At 55.5% G+C, this 20,235-nt stretch carries 20 protein-coding genes; 12 read left to right on the top strand and 8 right to left on the bottom strand.

Annotation, left to right across the window (positions count from 1 at the left end; genetic code table 11):
- Positions 1-50: 50 nt before the first annotated feature.
- From murC to mutT, 9 genes are all read left to right on the top strand, one after another.
- Entirely contained in the window at positions 51-1,526 is a 1,476-nt protein-coding gene (murC, locus tag AC27FC_RS10565; RefSeq protein WP_033144631.1) for a UDP-N-acetylmuramate--L-alanine ligase, read from the top strand.
- A complete protein-coding gene (locus tag AC27FC_RS10560) occupies positions 1,519-2,439 on the top strand; it encodes a D-alanine--D-alanine ligase (protein ID WP_094934516.1) in 921 nt (306 codons plus the stop codon). Before murC ends, AC27FC_RS10560 begins: the two co-directional genes overlap by 8 nt.
- Before the next feature lies 1 nt (position 2,440).
- Positions 2,441-3,283, top strand: coding sequence for a cell division protein FtsQ (gene ftsQ, locus AC27FC_RS10555; RefSeq protein ID WP_023310399.1), 843 nt, complete (start codon positions 2,441-2,443; stop codon positions 3,281-3,283).
- Positions 3,280-4,536 carry a cell division protein FtsA gene (gene ftsA / locus AC27FC_RS10550; RefSeq protein WP_023334508.1) on the top strand — a complete coding sequence of 419 codons (1,257 nt, stop codon included), beginning with the start codon at positions 3,280-3,282 and terminating at the stop codon, positions 4,534-4,536. Before ftsQ ends, ftsA begins: the two co-directional genes overlap by 4 nt.
- 63 nt (positions 4,537-4,599) lie before the next feature.
- The gene (gene ftsZ / locus AC27FC_RS10545) at positions 4,600-5,751 is read left to right on the top strand and encodes a cell division protein FtsZ (protein WP_008501978.1); all 1,152 of its coding nucleotides are present in this window, start codon (positions 4,600-4,602) and stop codon (positions 5,749-5,751) included.
- A gap of 101 nt (positions 5,752-5,852) precedes the next feature.
- Positions 5,853-6,770: a UDP-3-O-acyl-N-acetylglucosamine deacetylase gene (lpxC, locus tag AC27FC_RS10540; RefSeq protein ID WP_008501977.1), complete on the top strand. Its 918-nt coding sequence runs from the start codon at positions 5,853-5,855 to the stop codon at positions 6,768-6,770.
- A gap of 280 nt (positions 6,771-7,050) precedes the next feature.
- Entirely contained in the window at positions 7,051-7,554 is a 504-nt protein-coding gene (secM, locus tag AC27FC_RS10535) for a secA translation cis-regulator SecM (RefSeq protein ID WP_058840578.1), read from the top strand.
- 58 nt (positions 7,555-7,612) lie between these two features.
- Positions 7,613-10,318, top strand: a complete 2,706-nt coding sequence (gene secA / locus AC27FC_RS10530; RefSeq protein ID WP_023310402.1) for a preprotein translocase subunit SecA — start codon at positions 7,613-7,615, stop codon at positions 10,316-10,318.
- Positions 10,319-10,375: 57 nt separating this feature from the next.
- Positions 10,376-10,768 (top strand): 8-oxo-dGTP diphosphatase MutT, encoded by a 393-nt coding sequence (mutT, locus tag AC27FC_RS10525; protein ID WP_045888157.1) that lies wholly within the window; start codon positions 10,376-10,378, stop codon positions 10,766-10,768.
- A gap of 34 nt (positions 10,769-10,802) precedes the next feature.
- Here mutT and yacG read toward each other — a convergent pair whose 3' ends face one another.
- Genes yacG through coaE form a run of 3 tightly spaced genes read right to left on the bottom strand, consistent with a single transcriptional unit; the run spans position 10,803 to position 12,370 of the window.
- Complete coding sequence (gene yacG / locus AC27FC_RS10520; RefSeq protein WP_023310404.1) at positions 10,803-10,997, bottom strand: DNA gyrase inhibitor YacG; 195 nt, start codon at positions 10,995-10,997, stop codon at positions 10,803-10,805.
- A 9-nt stretch (positions 10,998-11,006) separates the two neighbouring features.
- Positions 11,007-11,750, bottom strand: coding sequence for a cell division protein ZapD (zapD, locus tag AC27FC_RS10515; RefSeq protein WP_023310405.1), 744 nt, complete (start codon positions 11,748-11,750; stop codon positions 11,007-11,009).
- Positions 11,750-12,370, bottom strand: coding sequence for a dephospho-CoA kinase (coaE, locus tag AC27FC_RS10510; protein WP_033144633.1), 621 nt, complete (start codon positions 12,368-12,370; stop codon positions 11,750-11,752). The genes zapD and coaE overlap by 1 nt, the downstream gene beginning before the upstream one ends.
- A 227-nt stretch (positions 12,371-12,597) precedes the next feature.
- Here coaE and AC27FC_RS10505 point away from each other — a divergent pair, with 227 nt between their 5' ends.
- Positions 12,598-13,641, top strand: a complete 1,044-nt coding sequence (locus AC27FC_RS10505) for a GMP reductase (protein ID WP_033144634.1) — start codon at positions 12,598-12,600, stop codon at positions 13,639-13,641.
- 43 nt (positions 13,642-13,684) lie between these two features.
- On the opposite strand, the gene hofC is transcribed toward AC27FC_RS10505, so the two are convergent.
- The 4 genes from hofC to nadC form a co-directional block, all read right to left on the bottom strand.
- Complete coding sequence (gene hofC, locus AC27FC_RS10500) at positions 13,685-14,869, bottom strand: protein transport protein HofC (protein WP_143347529.1); 1,185 nt, start codon at positions 14,867-14,869, stop codon at positions 13,685-13,687.
- Entirely contained in the window at positions 14,859-16,241 is a 1,383-nt protein-coding gene (gspE, locus tag AC27FC_RS10495) for a type II secretion system protein GspE (protein WP_196354879.1), read from the bottom strand. The genes hofC and gspE overlap by 11 nt, the downstream gene beginning before the upstream one ends.
- Before the next feature lie 10 nt (positions 16,242-16,251).
- Positions 16,252-16,689 carry a prepilin peptidase-dependent pilin gene (gene ppdD / locus AC27FC_RS10490; RefSeq protein WP_058840541.1) on the bottom strand — a complete coding sequence of 146 codons (438 nt, stop codon included), beginning with the start codon at positions 16,687-16,689 and terminating at the stop codon, positions 16,252-16,254.
- Positions 16,690-16,863: 174 nt separating this feature from the next.
- Complete coding sequence (gene nadC / locus AC27FC_RS10485; RefSeq protein WP_182071469.1) at positions 16,864-17,757, bottom strand: carboxylating nicotinate-nucleotide diphosphorylase; 894 nt, start codon at positions 17,755-17,757, stop codon at positions 16,864-16,866.
- A gap of 87 nt (positions 17,758-17,844) precedes the next feature.
- Between nadC and ampD the strand changes: the two genes are divergently transcribed.
- Together ampD and ampE are read left to right on the top strand one after the other, a co-directional pair.
- Positions 17,845-18,396, top strand: a complete 552-nt coding sequence (gene ampD / locus AC27FC_RS10480) for a 1,6-anhydro-N-acetylmuramyl-L-alanine amidase AmpD (protein ID WP_143347527.1) — start codon at positions 17,845-17,847, stop codon at positions 18,394-18,396.
- 9 nt (positions 18,397-18,405) lie between these two features.
- Positions 18,406-19,260, top strand: a complete 855-nt coding sequence (gene ampE, locus AC27FC_RS10475; RefSeq protein ID WP_033144645.1) for a beta-lactamase regulator AmpE — start codon at positions 18,406-18,408, stop codon at positions 19,258-19,260.
- A gap of 18 nt (positions 19,261-19,278) precedes the next feature.
- Here ampE and AC27FC_RS10470 read toward each other — a convergent pair whose 3' ends face one another.
- Positions 19,279-20,229, bottom strand: coding sequence for a glycoside hydrolase family 43 protein (locus AC27FC_RS10470; RefSeq protein WP_048979002.1), 951 nt, complete (start codon positions 20,227-20,229; stop codon positions 19,279-19,281).
- Positions 20,230-20,235: the final 6 nt, after the last annotated feature.

Here is a 20,235-nt window from a genome sequence, read left to right as displayed (position 1 = left end):
CAGCGCGTGTTGCGCTGCACGAATTTTAAGTAGTCGATGGCGTTTAGAGAATGAATACACAACAACTGGCAAAACTGCGTTCAATCGTGCCCGAGATGCGTCGCGTCCGGCACATTCACTTTGTTGGCATCGGTGGTGCTGGCATGGGCGGTATTGCCGAAGTGTTAGCTAACGAAGGTTATCAGATCAGCGGGTCTGACCTGGCGCCAAACCCTGTTACGCAGCAGCTGGCGTCGCTTGGGGCGACTATCTATTTCAACCATCGTCCGGAAAACGTGCGCGATGCGAGCGTGGTGGTGGTCTCCAGCGCCATCTCCTCTGACAACCCGGAAATCGTTGCCGCACATGAAGCGCGCATTCCGGTGATCCGCCGTGCAGAAATGCTGGCGGAACTGATGCGTTTCCGTCACGGCATCGCCATTGCCGGGACCCACGGTAAAACCACGACCACGGCGATGGTCTCCAGTATTTATGCGGAAGCGGGTCTCGACCCGACGTTCGTCAACGGCGGTCTGGTCAAAGCCGCGGGCGTACACGCGCGTCTGGGCCACAGTCGTTATCTGATTGCCGAAGCGGATGAGAGCGACGCGTCGTTCCTGCACCTGCAGCCGATGGTGGCGATTGTCACTAACATCGAAGCTGACCATATGGATACCTACCAGGGCGACTTCGAGAACTTAAAGCAGACCTTCATCAACTTCCTGCACAACCTGCCATTCTATGGACGTGCGGTGATGTGCGTAGACGATCCGGTGATCCGCGAGCTGCTGCCGCGCGTGGGTCGTCAAATCACCACTTACGGCTTCAGCGAAGACGCTGACGTCCGCGTGGAAGAGTACAAACAGATTGGTGCGCAGGGGCATTTCACGCTGGCGCGTCAGGACAAAGAACTGCTGCACGTCACGCTGAATGCGCCAGGTCGCCATAACGCCCTCAATGCCGCAGCTGCTGTGGCCGTCGCGACGGAAGAAGGCATTGATGATGATGCCATTCTGCGCGCGCTGGAAAGCTTCCAGGGCACCGGCCGTCGCTTCGACTTCCTCGGTGAATTCCCGCTGGACGCCGTGAACGGTAAAGCCGGCACTGCGATGCTGGTGGACGACTATGGCCACCATCCGACCGAAGTCGACGCGACCATTAAAGCCGCACGTGCAGGCTGGCCGGACAAAAATCTGGTGATGGTCTTCCAGCCGCACCGCTTCACGCGTACGCGCGATCTGTACGACGATTTCGCCAGCGTCCTGTCACAGGTAGACACCCTGTTAATGCTGGACGTGTACGCCGCAGGCGAGACGCCGATTCCGGGGGCCGACAGCCGTTCCCTGTGTCGTACCATCCGTGGACGCGGTAAAGTTGACCCTATTCTGGTTTCTGACCCAGCACAGGTGGCGGAAATTTTGGCACCGGTCCTGACAGGTAATGATTTGATTCTGATTCAGGGCGCGGGAAATATCGGCAAAATCGCCCGTACCTTAGCTGAAATCAAACTGAAGCCGCAAACCCAGGAGGATGAGCATCATGGCTGATAAGATTGCTGTCCTGTCTGGCGGCACCTCCGCCGAGCGCGAGGTTTCCCTGAATTCCGGCGCGGCTGTGCTGGCGGGCCTGCGCGAAGGTGGCGTCAATGCGCACCTGGTCGACCCAAAAGAGGTCGACGTGACGCAATTAAAAGCCATGGGTTTCGATAAAGTCTTTATCGCTTTGCATGGTCGCGGCGGCGAAGACGGCACCCTGCAGGGGCTTCTGGATTTGCTCGGCATGCCGTACACCGGCAGCGGCGTGATGGCCTCCGCTATCTCTATGGACAAACTGCGCAGCAAGCTTCTGTGGCAGGGCGCGGGGTTACCCGTTGCGCCATGGGTAGCACTGACGCGTCGCGAATTTGAATTGGGCCTGCCGGATAGCGTTAATACACGCATTGCTGAGCTGGGCTTACCGGTTATTGTAAAGCCCAGCCGGGAAGGTTCGAGCGTGGGAATGTCCAAAGTCGAGAAAGCTGAAGATCTTTCGTCCGCTTTAGCACTGGCATTTCAACATGATGAAGAAGTTCTGGTTGAAAAATGGCTCAGCGGGCCGGAATTTACCGTCGCGATGCTTGGCGAAGAAATTTTACCGTCAATTCGTATCCAACCGGCCGGAACCTTCTATGATTATGAGGCGAAGTATCTCTCTGATGAGACGCAATATTTCTGCCCTTGTGGTCTTGAAGCTGAGCGTGAAGCAGATTTACAGTCCCTGGTGCTTAAAGCCTGGCATATTCTGGGTTGTCAGGGCTGGGGACGCATCGACGTGATGCAGGACAGTGACGGACAATTTTATCTGCTGGAAGCGAATACCTCTCCGGGAATGACCAGCCACAGCCTTGTGCCGATGGCCGCGCGTCAGGCGGGGATGAGCTTCTCGCAGTTAGTCGTACGCATTCTGGACCAGGCGGGCTGATATGTCTCAGGCTGCATTGAACACGCGCAACCGCGATGACGAGGACGAATACGCCTCCTCACGCCGCAGTAATGGAACGCGTCTTGCAGGCATCATTTTCCTGCTCGGGGTGCTGTGCACCGTGTTTATCAGCGGCTGGATGGTCCTGGGCTGGATGGAAGATGCGCAGCGGTTGCCGCTTTCTAAGCTGGTGGTCACCGGTGAGCGTCACTACACGCGTAACGACGATATTCGCCAGTCAATTCTGGCGCTGGGCTCGCCTGGCACTTTTATGACGCAGGACGTCAACATTATCCAGAGCCAGATAGAACGTCTGCCATGGATAAAACAGGCGAGCGTAAGAAAGCAATGGCCTGATGAATTGAAGATTCATCTGGTTGAATATGTGCCCATTGCGCGTTGGAATGATCAGCACATGGTTGACGCAGACGGAAACTCCTTCAGCGTCCCGGCCGATCGTGTCAACAAGCAAAATTTACCGATGTTGTATGGCCCGGAAGGTAGCGAAAACGAGGTGTTACAAGGTTTTCGCGAAATGGGTCAGGTGCTGGCGAAGGACAGGTTTACGTTAAAAGATGCTGCCATGACGGCGCGCCGTTCCTGGCAGCTGACGTTAACGAACGGCATTAAGCTCAACCTGGGACGCGGCGACACAATGAAGCGTCTGGCGCGTTTTGTCGAACTTTACCCGGTTTTACAGCAGCAGGCACAGACTGACGGCAAACGGATAAGCTACGTTGATTTGCGCTATGACTCAGGCGCAGCAGTCGGTTGGGTACCGGCTCCGGTCGAGGAACCTAATCAGCAACAGAATCAGGCACAGGTACAGGCAGAACAACAATGATCAAGGCGACGGACAGAAAACTGGTAGTTGGACTGGAGATTGGCACCGCGAAGGTTGCCGCTTTAGTAGGGGAAGTTCTGCCCGACGGTATGGTCAATATCATTGGCGTAGGCAGTTGCCCGTCCCGTGGTATGGATAAAGGTGGGGTAAACGATCTTGAATCGGTGGTGAAATGCGTTCAGCGCGCCATCGATCAGGCTGAACTGATGGCAGATTGCCAGATTTCTTCTGTCTATCTGGCCCTTTCTGGTAAGCACATTAGCTGCCAGAACGAAATCGGTATGGTGCCGATTTCCGAAGAAGAAGTGACGCAGGAAGACGTTGAAAACGTCGTGCACACGGCGAAATCCGTGCGTGTCCGCGACGAGCATCGCGTGCTGCATGTCATTCCGCAGGAATATGCGATTGACTACCAGGAAGGGATCAAGAACCCGGTCGGTCTTTCTGGCGTACGTATGCAGGCAAAAGTGCACCTGATCACATGTCACAACGATATGGCGAAGAACATTGTAAAAGCCGTTGAACGTTGTGGCCTGAAAGTTGACCAACTTATTTTCGCCGGTCTGGCGGCAAGTTATTCCGTGCTGACCGAAGATGAACGTGAACTGGGTGTCTGTGTGGTCGATATTGGTGGTGGTACAATGGATATCGCCGTGTATACCGGCGGTGCGTTGCGCCACACGAAAGTGATCCCTTATGCCGGGAACGTTGTGACCAGCGATATTGCTTACGCTTTTGGTACGCCGCCGAGCGATGCAGAAGCGATTAAAGTGCGCCACGGCTGCGCGCTGGGGTCTATCGTTGGCAAAGATGAGAGCGTTGAAGTGCCGAGCGTCGGTGGTCGTCCACCGCGTAGCCTGCAGCGCCAGACGTTGGCAGAGGTGATAGAGCCGCGCTATACCGAGCTGCTCAACCTGGTCAACGAAGAGATTTTACAGTTACAGGAACAGCTTCGTCAGCAGGGCGTTAAACATCATCTTGCGGCGGGGATTGTATTAACCGGCGGTGCAGCGCAAATTGAAGGTCTTGCGGCCTGTGCTCAGCGCGTGTTCCATACGCAGGTGCGTATTGGTGCGCCGCTGAATATCACCGGTTTAACGGATTATGCTCAGGAGCCGTATTATTCAACGGCTGTGGGCCTGCTCCACTACGGGAAGGAATCTCATCTCAGTGGTGAAGCAGAAGTGGAAAAACGCGTCTCAGTGGGGTCGTGGGTCAAACGACTGAACAACTGGTTGCGAAAAGAGTTTTAATTTTTTTAAGAGACCGGAGAGAATTAGCGGTCTCGGGCGACAGGCACAACGGAGAGAGAAATTATGTTTGAACCTATGGAACTGACCAACGACGCGGTGATTAAAGTCATCGGCGTCGGTGGCGGCGGCGGTAACGCCGTAGAGCATATGGTGCGTGAACGCATTGAAGGTGTTGAATTCTTCGCAGTTAACACCGATGCGCAGGCACTGCGTAAGACAGCTGTTGGCCAGACTATCCAGATCGGCGGTGGTATCACCAAAGGGCTGGGAGCAGGAGCTAACCCGGAAGTCGGCCGTAATGCGGCTGAAGAAGATCGTGAAGCGCTGCGCGCTGCACTGGAAGGTGCGGACATGGTCTTCATCGCAGCAGGCATGGGTGGCGGTACCGGTACCGGCGCAGCACCTGTTGTGGCTGAAGTGGCAAAAGATTTAGGTATCCTGACCGTTGCTGTCGTGACCAAGCCTTTCAATTTTGAAGGCAAGAAGCGTATGGCCTTCGCGGAGCAGGGTATCACCGAGCTGTCCAAGCATGTGGACTCGCTGATCACCATCCCTAACGACAAGCTGTTGAAAGTTCTGGGTCGCGGTATTTCCCTGCTGGACGCATTCGGTGCTGCAAACGACGTGCTGAAAGGCGCGGTTCAGGGTATCGCTGAACTGATTACCCGTCCTGGCCTGATGAACGTTGACTTTGCAGACGTTCGCACCGTGATGTCCGAAATGGGCTACGCGATGATGGGCTCTGGCGTGGCGAGCGGTGAAGACCGTGCTGAAGAAGCGGCTGAAATGGCTATCTCTTCTCCACTGCTGGAAGATATCGATCTGTCTGGTGCGCGCGGCGTGCTGGTCAACATTACCGCTGGCTTTGACCTGCGTCTGGATGAGTTCGAAACCGTGGGTAACACTATCCGTGCGTTCGCCTCTGACAACGCGACCGTGGTAATCGGTACTTCCCTTGACCCTGAAATGAACGACGAGCTGCGTGTTACCGTTGTTGCGACCGGTATCGGTATGGACAAGCGTCCTGAGATCACCTTAGTGACCAACAAGCAGACTCAGCAACCGGTAATGGATCGTTACCAGCAGCACGGTATGTCTCCTCTGACTCAGGAGCAGAAACCGGCCGCGAAAGTGGTGAACGACCCAACGCCGCAAACGGCGAAAGAGCCAGATTATCTGGATATCCCGGCGTTCCTGCGTAAGCAAGCTGACTAAGAATTGGCTGGAATTAGGGGATTTGCGCTCTTTGTGCTAAACTGGCCCACCGTTAGTGATATACACTCTCGGTTGGATAGTTAATTTGGCGAGATTATACGATGATCAAACAAAGGACACTTAAACGTATCGTTCAGGCGACTGGTGTCGGTTTACATACCGGCAAGAAAGTCACGCTGACGTTACGCCCTGCGCCGGCCAATACCGGGGTCATCTATCGTCGCACCGACTTGAATCCACCGGTAGATTTTCCGGCCGATGCCAAATCTGTGCGTGATACTATGCTCTGTACTTGTCTGGTGAACGAGCATGACGTGCGGATTTCTACCGTAGAGCACCTGAACGCCGCCCTGGCGGGTCTGGGTATCGACAACATTATTGTTGAAGTCGATGCGCCAGAAATCCCGATTATGGATGGCAGTGCTGCACCGTTCGTCTATCTGTTGCTGGATGCCGGCATCGAAGAACTGAACTGCGCGAAGAAATTTGTACGCATCAAAGAGACCGTTCGCGTCGAAGATGGCGACAAGTGGGCTGAATTCAAACCGTACAATGGTTTCTCGTTGGACTTTACCATCGACTTTAACCATCCGGCGATTGACTCCAGCACCCAGCGCTATGCGATGAACTTCTCTGCCGATGCGTTTATGCGCCAGATCAGCCGAGCCCGTACATTTGGCTTCATGCGTGATATCGAATATCTGCAGTCCCGCGGCCTGTGCCTGGGCGGCAGCTTCGATTGTGCCATCGTTGTTGACGATTATCGCGTACTGAACGAAGACGGCCTGCGTTTCGAAGATGAATTCGTTCGTCACAAAATGCTGGATGCTATCGGCGACCTGTTCATGTGTGGTCACAACATCATTGGTGCATTTACCGCGTTCAAATCCGGTCATGCGCTGAACAACAAACTGTTGCAGGCCGTCCTGGCAAAACAGGAAGCCTGGGAATATGTGACCTTCGAAGACGAAGCTGAACTGCCGCTGGCTTTCAAAGCACCAAGCATGGTTCTGGCGTAACGGTTCAAACCGTTTCGTAAAAAAATCGACTGGTTAACCTGGTACTCTCTCCGACCAGGAAGACCAGTCGTTTTTATTTTTACCCTTCTTCGTTTACCCCTGCGGTATCTCTCGTTTGTCTTACTCAGAAAATTATGTGCGTTAGCTGCATTCTTGATCGTTTTTCTCCGCGGCGGCACCTCATTCCTGCTGATGTATATTGGCTTTAGTGGTACTATCTGGGCGCTAAAATGAATAACTGAACTCAGCCTCTGCAAGGCTGGCTTATTGGGTGGAGCAGGTGAGCGGAATACTGACGCGCTGGCGACAATTTGGCAGACGTTACTTCTGGCCGCATCTCTTATTAGGGATGGTCGCGGCGAGTTTCGGCTTGCCTGCGCTCAGCAACAGTGCCGAAGCGGCGGCGCCCGCAAAAACCTCCACCACTAAACACGATCTCAACACGCGGGTTAACTTTACTAACCTCGCGTGGCTTGAAGCCAGTCGCCGCCCAAACTTCACCGTCGATTACTGGCACCAGCACGCTATCCGCACCGTTATCCGCCATCTGTCCTTTGCGATGGCACCGCAGGCCATGCCTGTTGCGGAAGAGGCGCTGCCGGTGCAGGCTCAGCATCTTGCCCTGCTGGACACGCTCAACGCGCTGCTCACGCAGGACAGCCAGCCGCCGGTCATGGTTCGTCAGACAACGCAGCGTGCGTTTGTTTCACCAGCTTCATTCTCTGTTTCAACCTGGATTAGCCAGGCTCACGGCATTCGTGCCGGGCCGCAACGCCTCAGCTAAATTAACTTTTTCAATACCTTAATTTATCTGCCCACAATGGGGCGTTTGAGAATTTATTATGCTAATCAAATTGTTAACTAAAGTTTTTGGTAGTCGTAACGATCGTACCCTGCGCCGTATGCGCAAAGCTGTTGCCGTCATCAACGGTATGGAACCGGCGATGGAGAAGCTCTCTGATGACGAGCTAAAAGCGAAAACGGCGGAATTCCGTGCGCGTCTGGAAAAAGGTGAAACCTTAGAAAGCCTGATCCCGGAAGCGTTTGCTGTCGTGCGCGAAGCGAGTAAGCGTGTATTCGGCATGCGTCACTTCGACGTTCAGCTGCTGGGTGGTATGGTGCTCAACGAGCGCTGCATCGCGGAAATGCGTACCGGTGAAGGTAAAACCCTGACCGCAACGCTGCCGGCTTACCTGAACGCGCTGACCGGTAAAGGCGTTCACGTGGTTACCGTCAACGACTATCTGGCGCAGCGTGACGCCGAAAACAACCGTCCACTGTTCGAATTCCTCGGTATGACCGTCGGCATCAACATGTCCGGCCTGCCTGCGCCAGCCAAGCGCGAAGCGTATAACGCGGACATCACCTACGGCACCAACAACGAATACGGCTTCGACTACCTGCGTGACAACATGGCGTTCAGCCCGGAAGAGCGCGTACAGCGTAAGCTGCACTATGCGCTGGTGGATGAGGTTGACTCCATCCTGATCGATGAAGCGCGTACTCCGCTGATCATCTCCGGCCCGGCTGAAGACAGCTCAGAGATGTACCGTAAGGTCGACAAAATCATTCCACACCTGCTGCGTCAGGAGAAAGAGGACTCGGATACCTTCCAGGGTGAAGGTCACTTCTCCGTAGATGAAAAAGCGCGCCAGGTGAACCTGACCGAACGTGGTCTGGTGAAAATTGAAGAGCTGCTGGTAGCTGAAGGCATCATGGAAGAGGGCGAGTCCCTGTACTCTCCGAGCAACATTATGCTGATGCACCACGTGACCGCTGCACTGCGCGCCCACGCGCTGTTCACCCGCGACGTCGATTACATCGTTAAAGACGGCGAAGTGATCATCGTCGATGAACACACCGGCCGTACCATGCAGGGACGTCGCTGGTCTGACGGTCTGCACCAGGCTGTGGAAGCCAAAGAAGGTGTGGATATTCAGAATGAAAACCAGACGCTGGCGTCTATTACCTTCCAGAACTATTTCCGTCTGTACGAGAAGCTGGCGGGGATGACCGGTACTGCTGATACCGAAGCGTTTGAATTCAGCTCCATCTACAAGCTGGATACCGTGGTCGTTCCAACCAACCGTCCGATGATCCGTAAGGATATGCCGGATCTGGTGTACATGACCGAAGCGGAAAAAATTCAGGCGATCATCGAAGATATTCGCGACCGCACTGCCAATGGCCAGCCGGTTCTGGTGGGGACCATCTCCATCGAGAAATCTGAAGTGGTTTCTCACGAGCTGACTAAAGCAGGTATCAAACATAACGTTCTGAACGCCAAATTCCACGCCAAAGAAGCGGACATTGTTGCGCAGGCGGGTTATCCGGCTGCCGTAACCATTGCCACCAACATGGCGGGTCGAGGTACCGATATTATGCTGGGCGGTAGCTGGCAGGCTGAAGTGGCGGAGCTTGAAAACCCAACGCCAGAACAGATTGCGCAGATCAAAGCCGACTGGCAGGTTCGTCATGACGCCGTCCTGGCTTCCGGCGGTCTGCACATTATCGGTACAGAGCGTCACGAGTCTCGTCGTATCGATAACCAGCTGCGTGGCCGTGCGGGTCGTCAGGGTGATGCCGGTTCATCCCGCTTCTACCTGTCTATGGAAGATGCGCTGATGCGTATTTTCGCCTCCGACCGTGTGTCCGGCATGATGCGTAAGCTGGGGATGAAACCTGGCGAAGCCATCGAGCACCCTTGGGTGACTAAAGCGATCGCTAACGCACAGCGTAAAGTGGAAAGCCGCAACTTTGATATTCGTAAGCAGCTGCTGGAATATGATGATGTGGCTAACGATCAGCGTCGTGCAATCTATACTCAGCGTAACGAACTGCTGGACGTGTCCGACGTGAGCGAAACCATCAACAGCATTCGTGAAGATGTGTTTAAAGCCACCATCGACGCGCATATTCCACCGCAGTCTCTGGAAGAGATGTGGGATATCGAAGGCCTGCAGGAACGTCTGAAAAATGACTTTGACCTCGATCTGCCAATCAAAGAGTGGCTGGATAAAGAGCCTGAGCTGCACGAAGAGACCCTGCGCGAACGTATCTTTGAAACCGCGCTGGACGTCTACAAGCGTAAGGAAGAGGTTGTTGGCGCTGAAATGATGCGTCATTTCGAAAAAGGCGTAATGCTGCAGACGCTCGACTCCCTGTGGAAAGAGCACCTGGCGGCGATGGACTACCTGCGTCAGGGTATTCACCTGCGTGGCTATGCGCAGAAAGATCCGAAGCAGGAATACAAGCGTGAATCCTTCTCCATGTTTGCCTCGATGCTGGAATCACTGAAGTATGAAGTGATCAGCACCCTGAGCAAGGTTCAGGTGCGTATGCCGGAAGAAGTGGAAGCGATGGAGCAGCAGCGTCGTGAAGAAGCCGAGCGTCTGGCACAGATGCAACAGCTGAGTCATCAGACCGACGACAGCGAAGCCGCAGCGGCGATCGCCGCGCAGACCGGCGATCGTAAAGTGGGTCGTAACGATCCTTGCCCGTGTGGTTCCGGTAAAAAGTACAAGGCGTGCCACGGCCGCCTGAGCTAAGTTCATAAAAAAACAAAAAGGCGCAGATATCTGCGCCTTTTTTATGGAAGTGACAATATGAAAATACTGCAAATTGCCGTCGGGATTATTCGCAACCCGCAAAACCAAATTTTCATCACCCAGCGCGCTGCCGACGCCCATATGGCAAACAAGTGGGAGTTTCCAGGCGGTAAAATCGAGTCAGGTGAAACGCCGGAAGAGGCGCTGGTTCGGGAGCTTCAGGAAGAGGTGGGGATCACCCCGCTTAGCGCAACGCTGTTTGATAAGCTTGAGTACCAGTTTCCGGACAGGCACATTACGCTGTGGTTCTGGCTGGTGGAAAACTGGGAGGGAGAACCCTGGGGAAAAGAGGGACAGCCGGGTAACTGGGTGGAACTTCAGGCAAGTGATGCCGAAAAATTCCCGCCAGCTAATGAGCCCGTGATCCTGCGGTTAGTCGCACAACCGTAGGCCTGCTGAGCGAAGCGCCAGCAGGCTTTACAGATTACTGCTGGGTTTCACTCCAGTCATCGCTGTCCGAGAGATCGCCTTCGCTAGGTATGCGTTTCTCTTCCGCCGCCCATTCGCCCAGGTCAATGAGCTGGCAGCGCTTGCAGCAGAATGGGCGGAACGGACTGACTTCGCCCCAGACAACGGTTTTGCCACAGGTTGGGCAGCTTACGGTGGTGACATCAGACATCGGCACTCCTTAACAACAGGCCAGTTCAAAATCGAGACGTTCCGGCACGGTGCCATTTTCACTGTCCAGCGGCATAAAGCGAATCGCAAAGCGGCTCTTATGCCCGGAAATCTGTGGGTAAAGCTGTTCGCCGAGAGACAGATTGAGACGCAGAAGATCGGCATCATCACCGTTATCCTGGAAGAAACCATTCAGGCTGGTTTGCTTGCGGAACGGCGCAGAGTTACGGATCAGATCGAGGATCAACGACAGCGTCTGGTGCATTGGCTCCAGGCTTGCCAGCCAGCTGTTCACCTGTGCGTCACGCTGCGCCTGTGGCATATGTAGCCACATATGCAGCGTCGGCAGGTCGAAGCTGCAGCAGCCGCCAGGAATGCTCAGACGCTGGCGCACCAGGCCAATCAGGCGGTCTTCACGCAAAAACTGCCCGACGCGCGGCGCGGCCATCAGGACGGCGCTGCTGCTTTTCAACTGCTGGCGGAGCGCGTCGATACGGCTCTGATCTACGCCGGGGACCTCTGTCCATGCCTGCAATTTACGCTGCTGGCGCTCCAGCTCTTTGAGTAATTCTGTGCGGACATCGCCGCGTTCAATCACATCCAGCAGATCGCCTACGTTGCGGAAGAAGTGCAGCGCGGTGGCATGATCGTTAACAGGCAGATGTTGTGAAAGTTGTTGAATAAGGAATTCGATGCGCAGCCAGGTGCGCATTTTTTCGTTGAGCGGATGCTCAAAAAGGATGTGTGTCGACATTATGGTTTTTCCTGTGCAACGGCCTGCGCGGCGAACGTCAGATACTGCGCGTGCAGACGGGCAACATCCGATGCAATGGCATCTGGTGCGCCGTTATTATCAATAACATCATCCGCCACGGCAAGGCGCTGAGCGCGCGTAGCCTGAGCGGCAAGAATTTGTTCAGCATGCTCCCGAGAGACGCGATCGCGCGTCATGGTTCTCTGGATTTGCGTTTCGGGCGCGACATCAATCACCAGCACACGATCGGCTTTCTTCTGCAGCTGATTTTCAACCAGTAGCGGAACCACCCACAGGACATAGGGCGAGCGGGCTGCGGCTATCTGACGTTGAGTTTCCTGGTGGATGATGGGGTGGAGCAGGGCATTAAGCCAGGCTTTTTCCGCAGAATCAGAAAAAATACATTCTCGAAGCTGACGGCGATTCAGTGTGCCATCGGCACTGATGACTGCCTGACCAAAATGTTCTGCGATGGCCTTTAGCGCGGGTGTATTGGGCTCTACCACCTGGCGGGCAATGATATCGGCATCAATAATCGTGATACCCAAACGAGAGAACGCGTCCGCAACGGTACTTTTGCCACTACCGATGCCGCCGGTTAATGCGACGATATACCCCATTAATTCAAATCCTGGGAATTATTCATTATTAAAATCAGTTGTTTAAAACTATTAGGTGCGCTGGCAACTGTTTGGCCCTGTTTACCGGCTTTTTACCAGGTAAATTTATAGGATTGTAGCGTAAAAAAAGAGAATTTCGCAGTCTTGCGGAGCAGGTATTAGTGCGTATGATAACGTCACTGGAGTTGTGCTTTTAACATATTTGCCTCTAACCCAGGAATCCGCACATGCGTATCGAAGAAGATCTGAAGTTAGGTTTCAAAGACGTTCTTATCCGCCCTAAACGCTCTACACTGAAAAGTCGCTCAGACGTTGAACTCGAACGTCAATTCACCTTTAAGCATTCCGGTCAGACCTGGTCTGGCGTGCCGATCATCGCCGCCAACATGGATACTGTGGGAACCTTTGAGATGGCAACCGCCCTGGCACAGTTCGACATTCTTACCGCCGTGCACAAACATTACAGCCCTGAAGAGTGGAATGCGTTTGTTGCGTCCGCGCCTGCTGACGTGGTGAAGCATGTGATGGTTTCTACCGGCACTTCCGATGCCGATTTCGAGAAGACCAAACAGATCCTGAACGCTAACCCGGCGCTCAACTTCGTTTGTATTGACGTGGCGAACGGTTACTCCGAACATTTCGTGCAGTTCGTCAGCAAGGCGCGTGAAGCCTGGCCGACGAAAACCATCATCGCGGGCAACGTGGTGACCGGTGAAATGTGTGAAGAGCTGATCCTTTCCGGTGCAGATATCGTGAAAGTGGGTATTGGCCCGGGCTCCGTGTGCACGACCCGCGTCAAAACCGGCGTCGGTTATCCGCAGCTCTCTGCAGTCATTGAATGCGCCGACGCGGCGCACGGTCTGGGCGGCCAGATCATCAGCGATGGCGGCTGCACCATGCCGGGCGACGTTGCGAAAGCTTTCGGCGGCGGCGCCGACTTTGTGATGCTCGGCGGTATGCTGGCTGGACACGAAGAGAGCGGTGGTACCGTTGTTGAAGAAAATGGAGAGAAATTTATGCTGTTCTACGGCATGAGCTCTGAATCCGCGATGACCCGTCACGTCGGGGGCGTGGCAAAATACCGTGCGGCAGAAGGCAAAACCGTGAAGCTGCCTCTGCGCGGCCCGGTTGAATACACCGCGCGCGATATCCTCGGCGGCCTGCGCTCGGCCTGCACCTACGTTGGGGCATCCCGCCTGAAAGAGCTGACGAAACGTACGACGTTTATTCGCGTTCAGGAACAGGAAAACCGCGTATTCAATAGTCTGTAATGGCTTCTGCTGGCGCATGCCCGTGCGCCAGCACTGTTTAGCACTAACCCGCGCTCATCGCATCTCCCAGATGGAAAATCGGCAGGTACATTGCCACCACCAGCGTGCCGATGATGACCCCTGTCACAATCAGAAGCACTGGCTCGAGAAGTGCCGCCAGATTATCTGCCCGTTGAAAGGTCTGTTCCGTGTGGTGCCGGGCGAGATTTTCCAGCATGATGTCCAGCGCACCTGACATTTCGCCGGTTCGTAAAAGCTGAATACACAGCGGGGTAAAGATGGCCGCTTTCTGAAAGGATGACCAGACGGGGAGACCTTTTTCAATGTCCTCGCGAACGCTGCGGAGTATTCCCCGCCAATAGCGACTTTCAACGGTCTCCTCTGCGCTCTCCAGGCCCTGTAAAAAGGGGATACCTGCCTGCTGCGTGAGTGACAGCACGGTAAAGATGTGTCCCAGCTTTTGGCCTTTTGCCAGCGCGCCCATCACGGGCGTATGGATCAGCATGCGCTGCCAGCGAGGGTTCTGCCTCAGAGCCCAGGCGGCGGCTAAGGGCATTAATAACGCGACGAACAACGCGAGGGCATAGGACTGGATAAATGCGGCCATCCCCATGACCATTTGTGTCAGCATCGGAAGCGGCGTGTTAAACGTTTTGTAGATCGCGGCAAACTCGGGCAAGACCAGAATGACCATCGCCAGCACCACGAGTACGGCCAGCGTCAGGACGATCGCCGGATAGCGCAGGGCCTTTTTCACCTTATCTCTGAGCTGCTGCTGCGCTTTTTGCTGCTGCGCGAGCTGGCGGCAGCACTCCTCCAGTTTCCCTGTGAGCTCACCGGTTTTCACCATCGAGACATGCAGTGGGCTAAACACCGCTGGCCACTTTTTTAGCGACTCAGAAAAGGGGGATCCCTCACTGAGCTCATCGGCAATGCTTTGCAGCAGCGCCTGCCACGGTTTTAACGGATGTTGCTCTGCCAGCATCTGCAGGCTGTGGGACAACGTCAGCCCCGCCTGCAGAAGCGTTGCGAGCTGGCGAAACATCTCGTAGCAGTGATGCGGCCGCCAGCGGTGCCGCTGAGCGCATCGGGTAAGCGCCAGAGGATGGAGATCGCTACGCATCAGCCTGGTGAAGGCGGCATTGCGGTCTGTGGCCCAGAGTGTTCCGCTTTGGGGTTCACCTTCTTTGGTGAGCGCTCGCCAGCGCCAGAGCTGATTAGCAGCCATCCGGCATTCCCAGCACGCGCACCAGCTCTTCGATCGTGGTCAGCCCTTTTTCGACGGCCATGCAGCCGTGCTCAAAAAGAGAAATCATTCCCGCCTGCCGGGCACTCGCCTCTATCACTTCGATTCCCGCCCCGCTGGCAATGGCCTGGCGCAGGGCATTGTCGATCGCCAGTACTTCAAAAATGGCAACGCGGCCATAAAAACCGTGATAACAGCGATCGCAGCCGGTGGGCTGCCAGCGTGGAAGCGGTCTGGACCATACGGCGCGCGGTAATTCAGCATGCTCGCTGGCTTCCCGGCGACAGTGCGGACACAAACGCCGGACCAGTCTCTGGGCAATCACCATCGACAGCGCGGAAGATATCATCCAGCGCGCGACGCCCATCTGCTCCAGGCGAATCAGGGTTTCCGTCGTCGAGTTGGTGTGCAGCGTTGACAGCACCAGATGACCGGTCTGGGCGGCATTAATGGCAATTTCTGCCGTTTCACCGTCACGGATTTCGCCGACCATAATGATGTCTGGATCCTGACGCAGCAGCGCCCTCAGCACGCTCTGGAATGTTAAACCCGCCCGGGGATTAATCTGCGTCTGGTTTAATCCCGCAAGGGGGATCTCAATCGGATCCTCCACGCTACAGATGTTGACGTCAGGGGTATTACGCGCCTGCAGCGCGCTGTACAGCGTCACGGTTTTGCCGCTGCCGGTAGGGCCGGTGACCAGAATCAGCCCCTGCGGCTGGTGGAGAACCTCATTGAAACAGGCCAGTTGTTCTGCGCTCATGCCAAGCGCTTTCGGCTCAAGAGCCTGTTGAACCTGATGCAGGAGACGCAGCACAATTTTCTCGCCACCGCTGCAGGGAAGCGTCGCGATCCGAAACGAGACCGGCTCGTTTGCCAGCTCAATCGTAAACTGACCGTCCTGAGGTAAACGACGTTCAGCAATATCCAGGTTACCCAGCACCTTTAAACGTGCGCTGAACAGGCTGGCCAGCGAGGCGGAAAGCGGAGGCTGGGGGCAAAGAACCCCGTCGATGCGTAACCGAATCTGGCATGTATGCTCCATCGGTTCGATATGAATGTCGGAGGCGCGCTGGTTGATTGCCTGCTGCAGCGTGTGGTTGAGGATATCCACCGTCGAGTGTGTTTGCGAAACGACGGGCAGATGCGATTGTGACGTTAGCTGCCGGTGTTTTTCCATGCGCTCAGCGCTCCAGCACTCAATATCAATCCGTTTCTGGGTCGCGAAGCGCAGCGCCTCCATGAGTTCAGCCGCGGGGCTGCCCACGACGGCGATGCTGACCATGTCACTGTCGCTGGTGAGCAGCAGAGCGTGATGGCGCTGACAAAGCGCCACGAGTTGATCGGTATTCATTATCCGCTCCTCAGTTATTGTCGAAGCGGAAAACGTCTTCGCAGGCCTGTTTCAGGGCGCTGTCAGCACTGATGTTGCAGTCGCGCGTCCAGCCCGTCATACCGTTGCCGTCGCTCCACCGTGGCGTCATGGTCACCGTCAGCCCGTTAAGACTCTCCTGTCCTGTTAAGGTCACGGTCCCTTTCGCCACGCTCATTCCTGAAACGTAGCGTGTCGTGGTGGGGGAAGGGATACCGTTACTGCCGGCGTCGCAGCTCTCCACGCCACCGTGATCCAGCGCGCAAAGCTCAATGGCCGTACGGTAGGGAACGAAAGTTTGCAGCATATCGGTCAGCGCCGCCTTGCGCAGGTAGTTCTGATAGGCGGGAACGCCGATGGCGCTCAGAATCGCAATGATGCCAATGACCACCATCAGCTCAATGAGTGTGAAGCCTTGTTGTCTGTCCATATCTGCTCCTTATGCAAAGTGGCGCTACTTTGTCAGCGGGAAAGAGCAGAAACGAGAGGCAAAAAAGGGAACGGGAAGGAGGCTTCAGAGAATTTATTCAGTGTTGCAGGGAAGAACAGCGGATCTGCGAGCGGGGCTGAAATTCCCCTCTCCGGGTGGAGAGGGGAGAATGCGTTATTTGAAGCGCATTGAGAGGTCGAGGGCGCGAACGTGTTTGGTCAACGCGCCGACGGAGATGTAATCCACGCCGGTTTCGGCGAATTCACGGATCGTTTCGAAAGTGACGTTCCCGGACACTTCAAGCTGGGCCCGGCCGTTAGTCAGTTTTACCGCCTCGCGCATCTGCTCTGTTTCGAAGTTATCGAGCATGATGATATCGGCCCCGGCCTTAATCGCCTGCTCCAGCTCTTCCAGACTTTCGACTTCTACCTCGACAGGCACATCCGGGTGCAGCCAGAAGGCTTTCTCCACCGCCTGACGCACGGAGCCAGAGGCAATAATGTGGTTCTCTTTAATCAGGAAGGCGTCGGATAAGCCCAGGCGATGGTTTGCGCCGCCGCCGCAGAGCACCGCATACTTCAGCGCGGTGCGCAGGCCCGGCAGCGTTTTGCGGGTATCCAGCAGCTGGGTGCGGGTACCGGCCAGCAGGTCAACGTAGCGACGCACTTCACTGGCCACGCCAGAGAGCGTTTGTACAAAATTGAGCGCGGTACGTTCGCCGGTCAGCAAGACGCGGGAAGGACCGTCCAGTTCAAACAGCGGCTGGTTTGCCGTAATTGCCTCGCCGTCCTCAACGTGCCAGATAATCTGCACATCATCACCCGCCAGCTGGGTAAAGACCTCTTCAACCCAACGCTTGCCGCAAAAAACGCCGTCTTCACGGGTGATAATGACCGCGTGCGAGCGCGTCTCTTTTGGCAACAATTGTGCGGTAATATCCTTATCAGCGTTAACGTCACCGCCCAGATCTTCTTTCAAAGCATGGGAGACGCTTGCCGGAATATCCATATTAATACGTTCCAGAAGCGCTTCACGTCGGTGGTCGGGGTTGTAGCGGCGAGGCGGCATGATAAAACTCCAAATTGGTAACGAATCATAATATTGAAACATGCTACTCTGAACCGAGTCATTGCACCATACAGAAGGAGTTCCAGCATGTTGTTAGAAAACGGATGGCTGGTGGATGCGCGGCACGTGCCCTCGCCGCACCACGATTGCCGCCCGGAGGATGAAAAGCCCACACTGCTGGTGGTTCATAATATTAGTCTCCCGCCGGGTGAATTTGGCGGCCCGTGGATCGATGCGTTATTCACAGGAACGATTGATCCCGATGCTCATCCCTTCTTTGCTGAAATTGCACATCTGCGCGTATCGGCTCACTGCCTGATTCGTCGCGATGGTGAAGTGGTTCAGTATGTTCCCTTTGATAAGCGCGCCTGGCATGCCGGCGTGTCGATGTATCACGGGCGCGAACGGTGCAACGATTTTTCTATCGGAATCGAACTGGAAGGCACGGATACGACGCCCTACACCGATTCACAGTATCAACAGCTAGCGGCAGTGACCCGCACGCTTATCGGACTCTACCCGGCTATCGCCGAAAATATCACGGGACACAGTGATATAGCCCCGGAGAGAAAAACCGATCCCGGCCCGGCCTTTGACTGGTCCCGGTTTCGCGCCATGCTCACCGCGTCGTCAGAATAAGGAGATACCATGACGTTGTTTACCATGCTGCTGGTTATCATCGCTGAACGCCTGTTTAAGCTTGGCGAGCACTGGCATCTGGATCACCGGCTGGAGGTATTATTCCGCCGTATCAAACATTTTTCCATGCTGCGCACGCTGCTGATGATGGCAGGGGTGATGGTCATTACGTTCCTGCTCCTGCGTTCGCTGTACGGACTCTTTTTCAACGTGCCGCTGCTGGTGGTGTGGATCCTGCTCGGCGTGCTGTGCATTGGCGCAGGCAAGGTGCGTTTACACTATCACGCATACCTGAAAGCCGCCTCCCGTGACGATGCCCATGCGCGCGGTGCCATGGCGAGCGAGCTGACGATGATCCACGGCGTGCCGCCGGACTGTGACGAGCGCGAATTCCTGCGCGAGCTGCAAAACGCGCTGCTGTGGATTAACTTCCGTTACTATCTTGCGCCGCTGTTCTGGTTTGTAGTGGGGGGCCCGCTGGGGCCGGTACTGCTGATGGGATATGCGTTCCTGCGCGCCTGGCAGACCTGGCTTGCCCGTTATCTGACGCCGCATGAACGCCTGCAGTCCGGTATTGATGCCATCCTGCACGTGATCGACTGGCTCCCGGTGCGTCTGGTAGGCGTGGTGTACGCGTTAATTGGTCACGGTGAAAAAGCGCTGCCCGCATGGTTCGCTTCTCTTGCCGATCGCCATACGTCGCAGTACCAGGTGCTAACGCGTCTGGCGCAGTTCTCGCTGGCGCGTGAGCCGCATACCGACAAGATTGAAACGCCGAAAGCCGCTGTCTCCATGGCGAAGAAAACGTCGTTTGTGGTGGTGGTTATCGTGGCGCTGCTGACTATCTACGGCACGCTGGTGTAGGCCAGCGCGCCGCAAAGGCTAAAGCGTATCCGCTGGCGGGATGCCGAAATCAGGCATCCCGCTTTCATTCCAGCGGACAAGCTTCAGTCGGGTATGGCGATTCGGATCGTACAGCGGGTCGCCCTCAATTTCGGTGTAATTCCGCGCGTGATACACCAGCACATCTTCCCCTTCCGGCGTTTGCGTAAAACTGTTGTGGCCCGGTCCGTACTGACGATTTTCGTAGCTGGTAACGAACACCGGATGGGGGGATTTGTGCCAGTTTGCCGGGTTTTGCGGATCGGCATTCAGGTCTATCCACAGTAGACCCATGCAGTAGTTCTCGTCGGTAGCGCTGGCGGAATAGCTGATAAACAGCTTATCGCCGTGAACCAGTACCGCCGGGCCTTCGTTAACCCAAAATCCGCGACGCTCCCAGTCATACTCCGGCTTGCTGAGCATCACCGGCTCGCCTTTCAGCGTCCACGGGGTCTCCATTTCACACAGATAAAGATTGGAGTTACCGGTGATGTCCGGCGCTTTTTGCGCCCACAGATACCAGCGTTTCCCCTGATGTACAAAGGTGGTGGCGTCCAGAGCGAAGGTATCGAAAGGCGTTTTGATTTGCCCTTTCTCCACCCACGTGCCGGTGAGCGGATCGCCGTCGGCACATTCAATGGCGAACATACGGTGCTGGAACATTCCGAGCGCGTCGAGCGCCTGGGTGTGCGTTGCAGCAAAATAGATGTACCACTTCCCGTCGATGTGGTGCAGTTCCGGCGCCCAGATCAGCTGGCTCATCGGGCCGGTGTTGGGTTTGCGCCAGACCACCACTTCTTCGGCATTACGTAAGCCTTCCAGAGACTCTGCGCGGCGGATCGCCAGCCTGTCGTACTCCGGCACGGAGGCGATAAAATAGTACTGCCCCTCGTGGCGTAAAATGTACGGATCGGCGCGTTGTTCAATAAATGGGTTTGGCCAGGTTTGCATTCGGCT

Source organism: Enterobacter sp. C3_dUdeg (assembly GCF_057536195.1).
The sequence above is the reverse complement of the archived record's forward strand: the minus strand, read 5'-3'. Positions and strand labels throughout refer to the sequence as shown.

Coding starts and splice junctions, on each gene's coding strand:
- murC (WP_033144631.1), top strand. CDS start 51: ATGAATACACAACAACTGGCAAAACTGCGTTCAATCGTGCCCGAGATG.
- AC27FC_RS10560 (WP_094934516.1), top strand. CDS start 1,519: ATGGCTGATAAGATTGCTGTCCTGTCTGGCGGCACCTCCGCCGAGCGC.
- ftsQ (WP_023310399.1), top strand. CDS start 2,441: ATGTCTCAGGCTGCATTGAACACGCGCAACCGCGATGACGAGGACGAA.
- ftsA (WP_023334508.1), top strand. CDS start 3,280: ATGATCAAGGCGACGGACAGAAAACTGGTAGTTGGACTGGAGATTGGC.
- ftsZ (WP_008501978.1), top strand. CDS start 4,600: ATGTTTGAACCTATGGAACTGACCAACGACGCGGTGATTAAAGTCATC.
- lpxC (WP_008501977.1), top strand. CDS start 5,853: ATGATCAAACAAAGGACACTTAAACGTATCGTTCAGGCGACTGGTGTC.
- secA (WP_023310402.1), top strand. CDS start 7,613: ATGCTAATCAAATTGTTAACTAAAGTTTTTGGTAGTCGTAACGATCGT.
- mutT (WP_045888157.1), top strand. CDS start 10,376: ATGAAAATACTGCAAATTGCCGTCGGGATTATTCGCAACCCGCAAAAC.
- yacG (WP_023310404.1), bottom strand. CDS start 10,997: ATGTCTGATGTCACCACCGTAAGCTGCCCAACCTGTGGCAAAACCGTT.
- zapD (WP_023310405.1), bottom strand. CDS start 11,750: ATGTCGACACACATCCTTTTTGAGCATCCGCTCAACGAAAAAATGCGC.
- coaE (WP_033144633.1), bottom strand. CDS start 12,370: ATGGGGTATATCGTCGCATTAACCGGCGGCATCGGTAGTGGCAAAAGT.
- AC27FC_RS10505 (WP_033144634.1), top strand. CDS start 12,598: ATGCGTATCGAAGAAGATCTGAAGTTAGGTTTCAAAGACGTTCTTATC.
- hofC (WP_143347529.1), bottom strand. CDS start 14,869: ATGGCTGCTAATCAGCTCTGGCGCTGGCGAGCGCTCACCAAAGAAGGT.
- gspE (WP_196354879.1), bottom strand. CDS start 16,241: ATGAATACCGATCAACTCGTGGCGCTTTGTCAGCGCCATCACGCTCTG.
- ppdD (WP_058840541.1), bottom strand. CDS start 16,689: ATGGACAGACAACAAGGCTTCACACTCATTGAGCTGATGGTGGTCATT.
- nadC (WP_182071469.1), bottom strand. CDS start 17,757: ATGCCGCCTCGCCGCTACAACCCCGACCACCGACGTGAAGCGCTTCTG.
- ampD (WP_143347527.1), top strand. CDS start 17,845: ATGTTGTTAGAAAACGGATGGCTGGTGGATGCGCGGCACGTGCCCTCG.
- ampE (WP_033144645.1), top strand. CDS start 18,406: ATGACGTTGTTTACCATGCTGCTGGTTATCATCGCTGAACGCCTGTTT.
- AC27FC_RS10470 (WP_048979002.1), bottom strand. CDS start 20,229: ATGCAAACCTGGCCAAACCCATTTATTGAACAACGCGCCGATCCGTAC.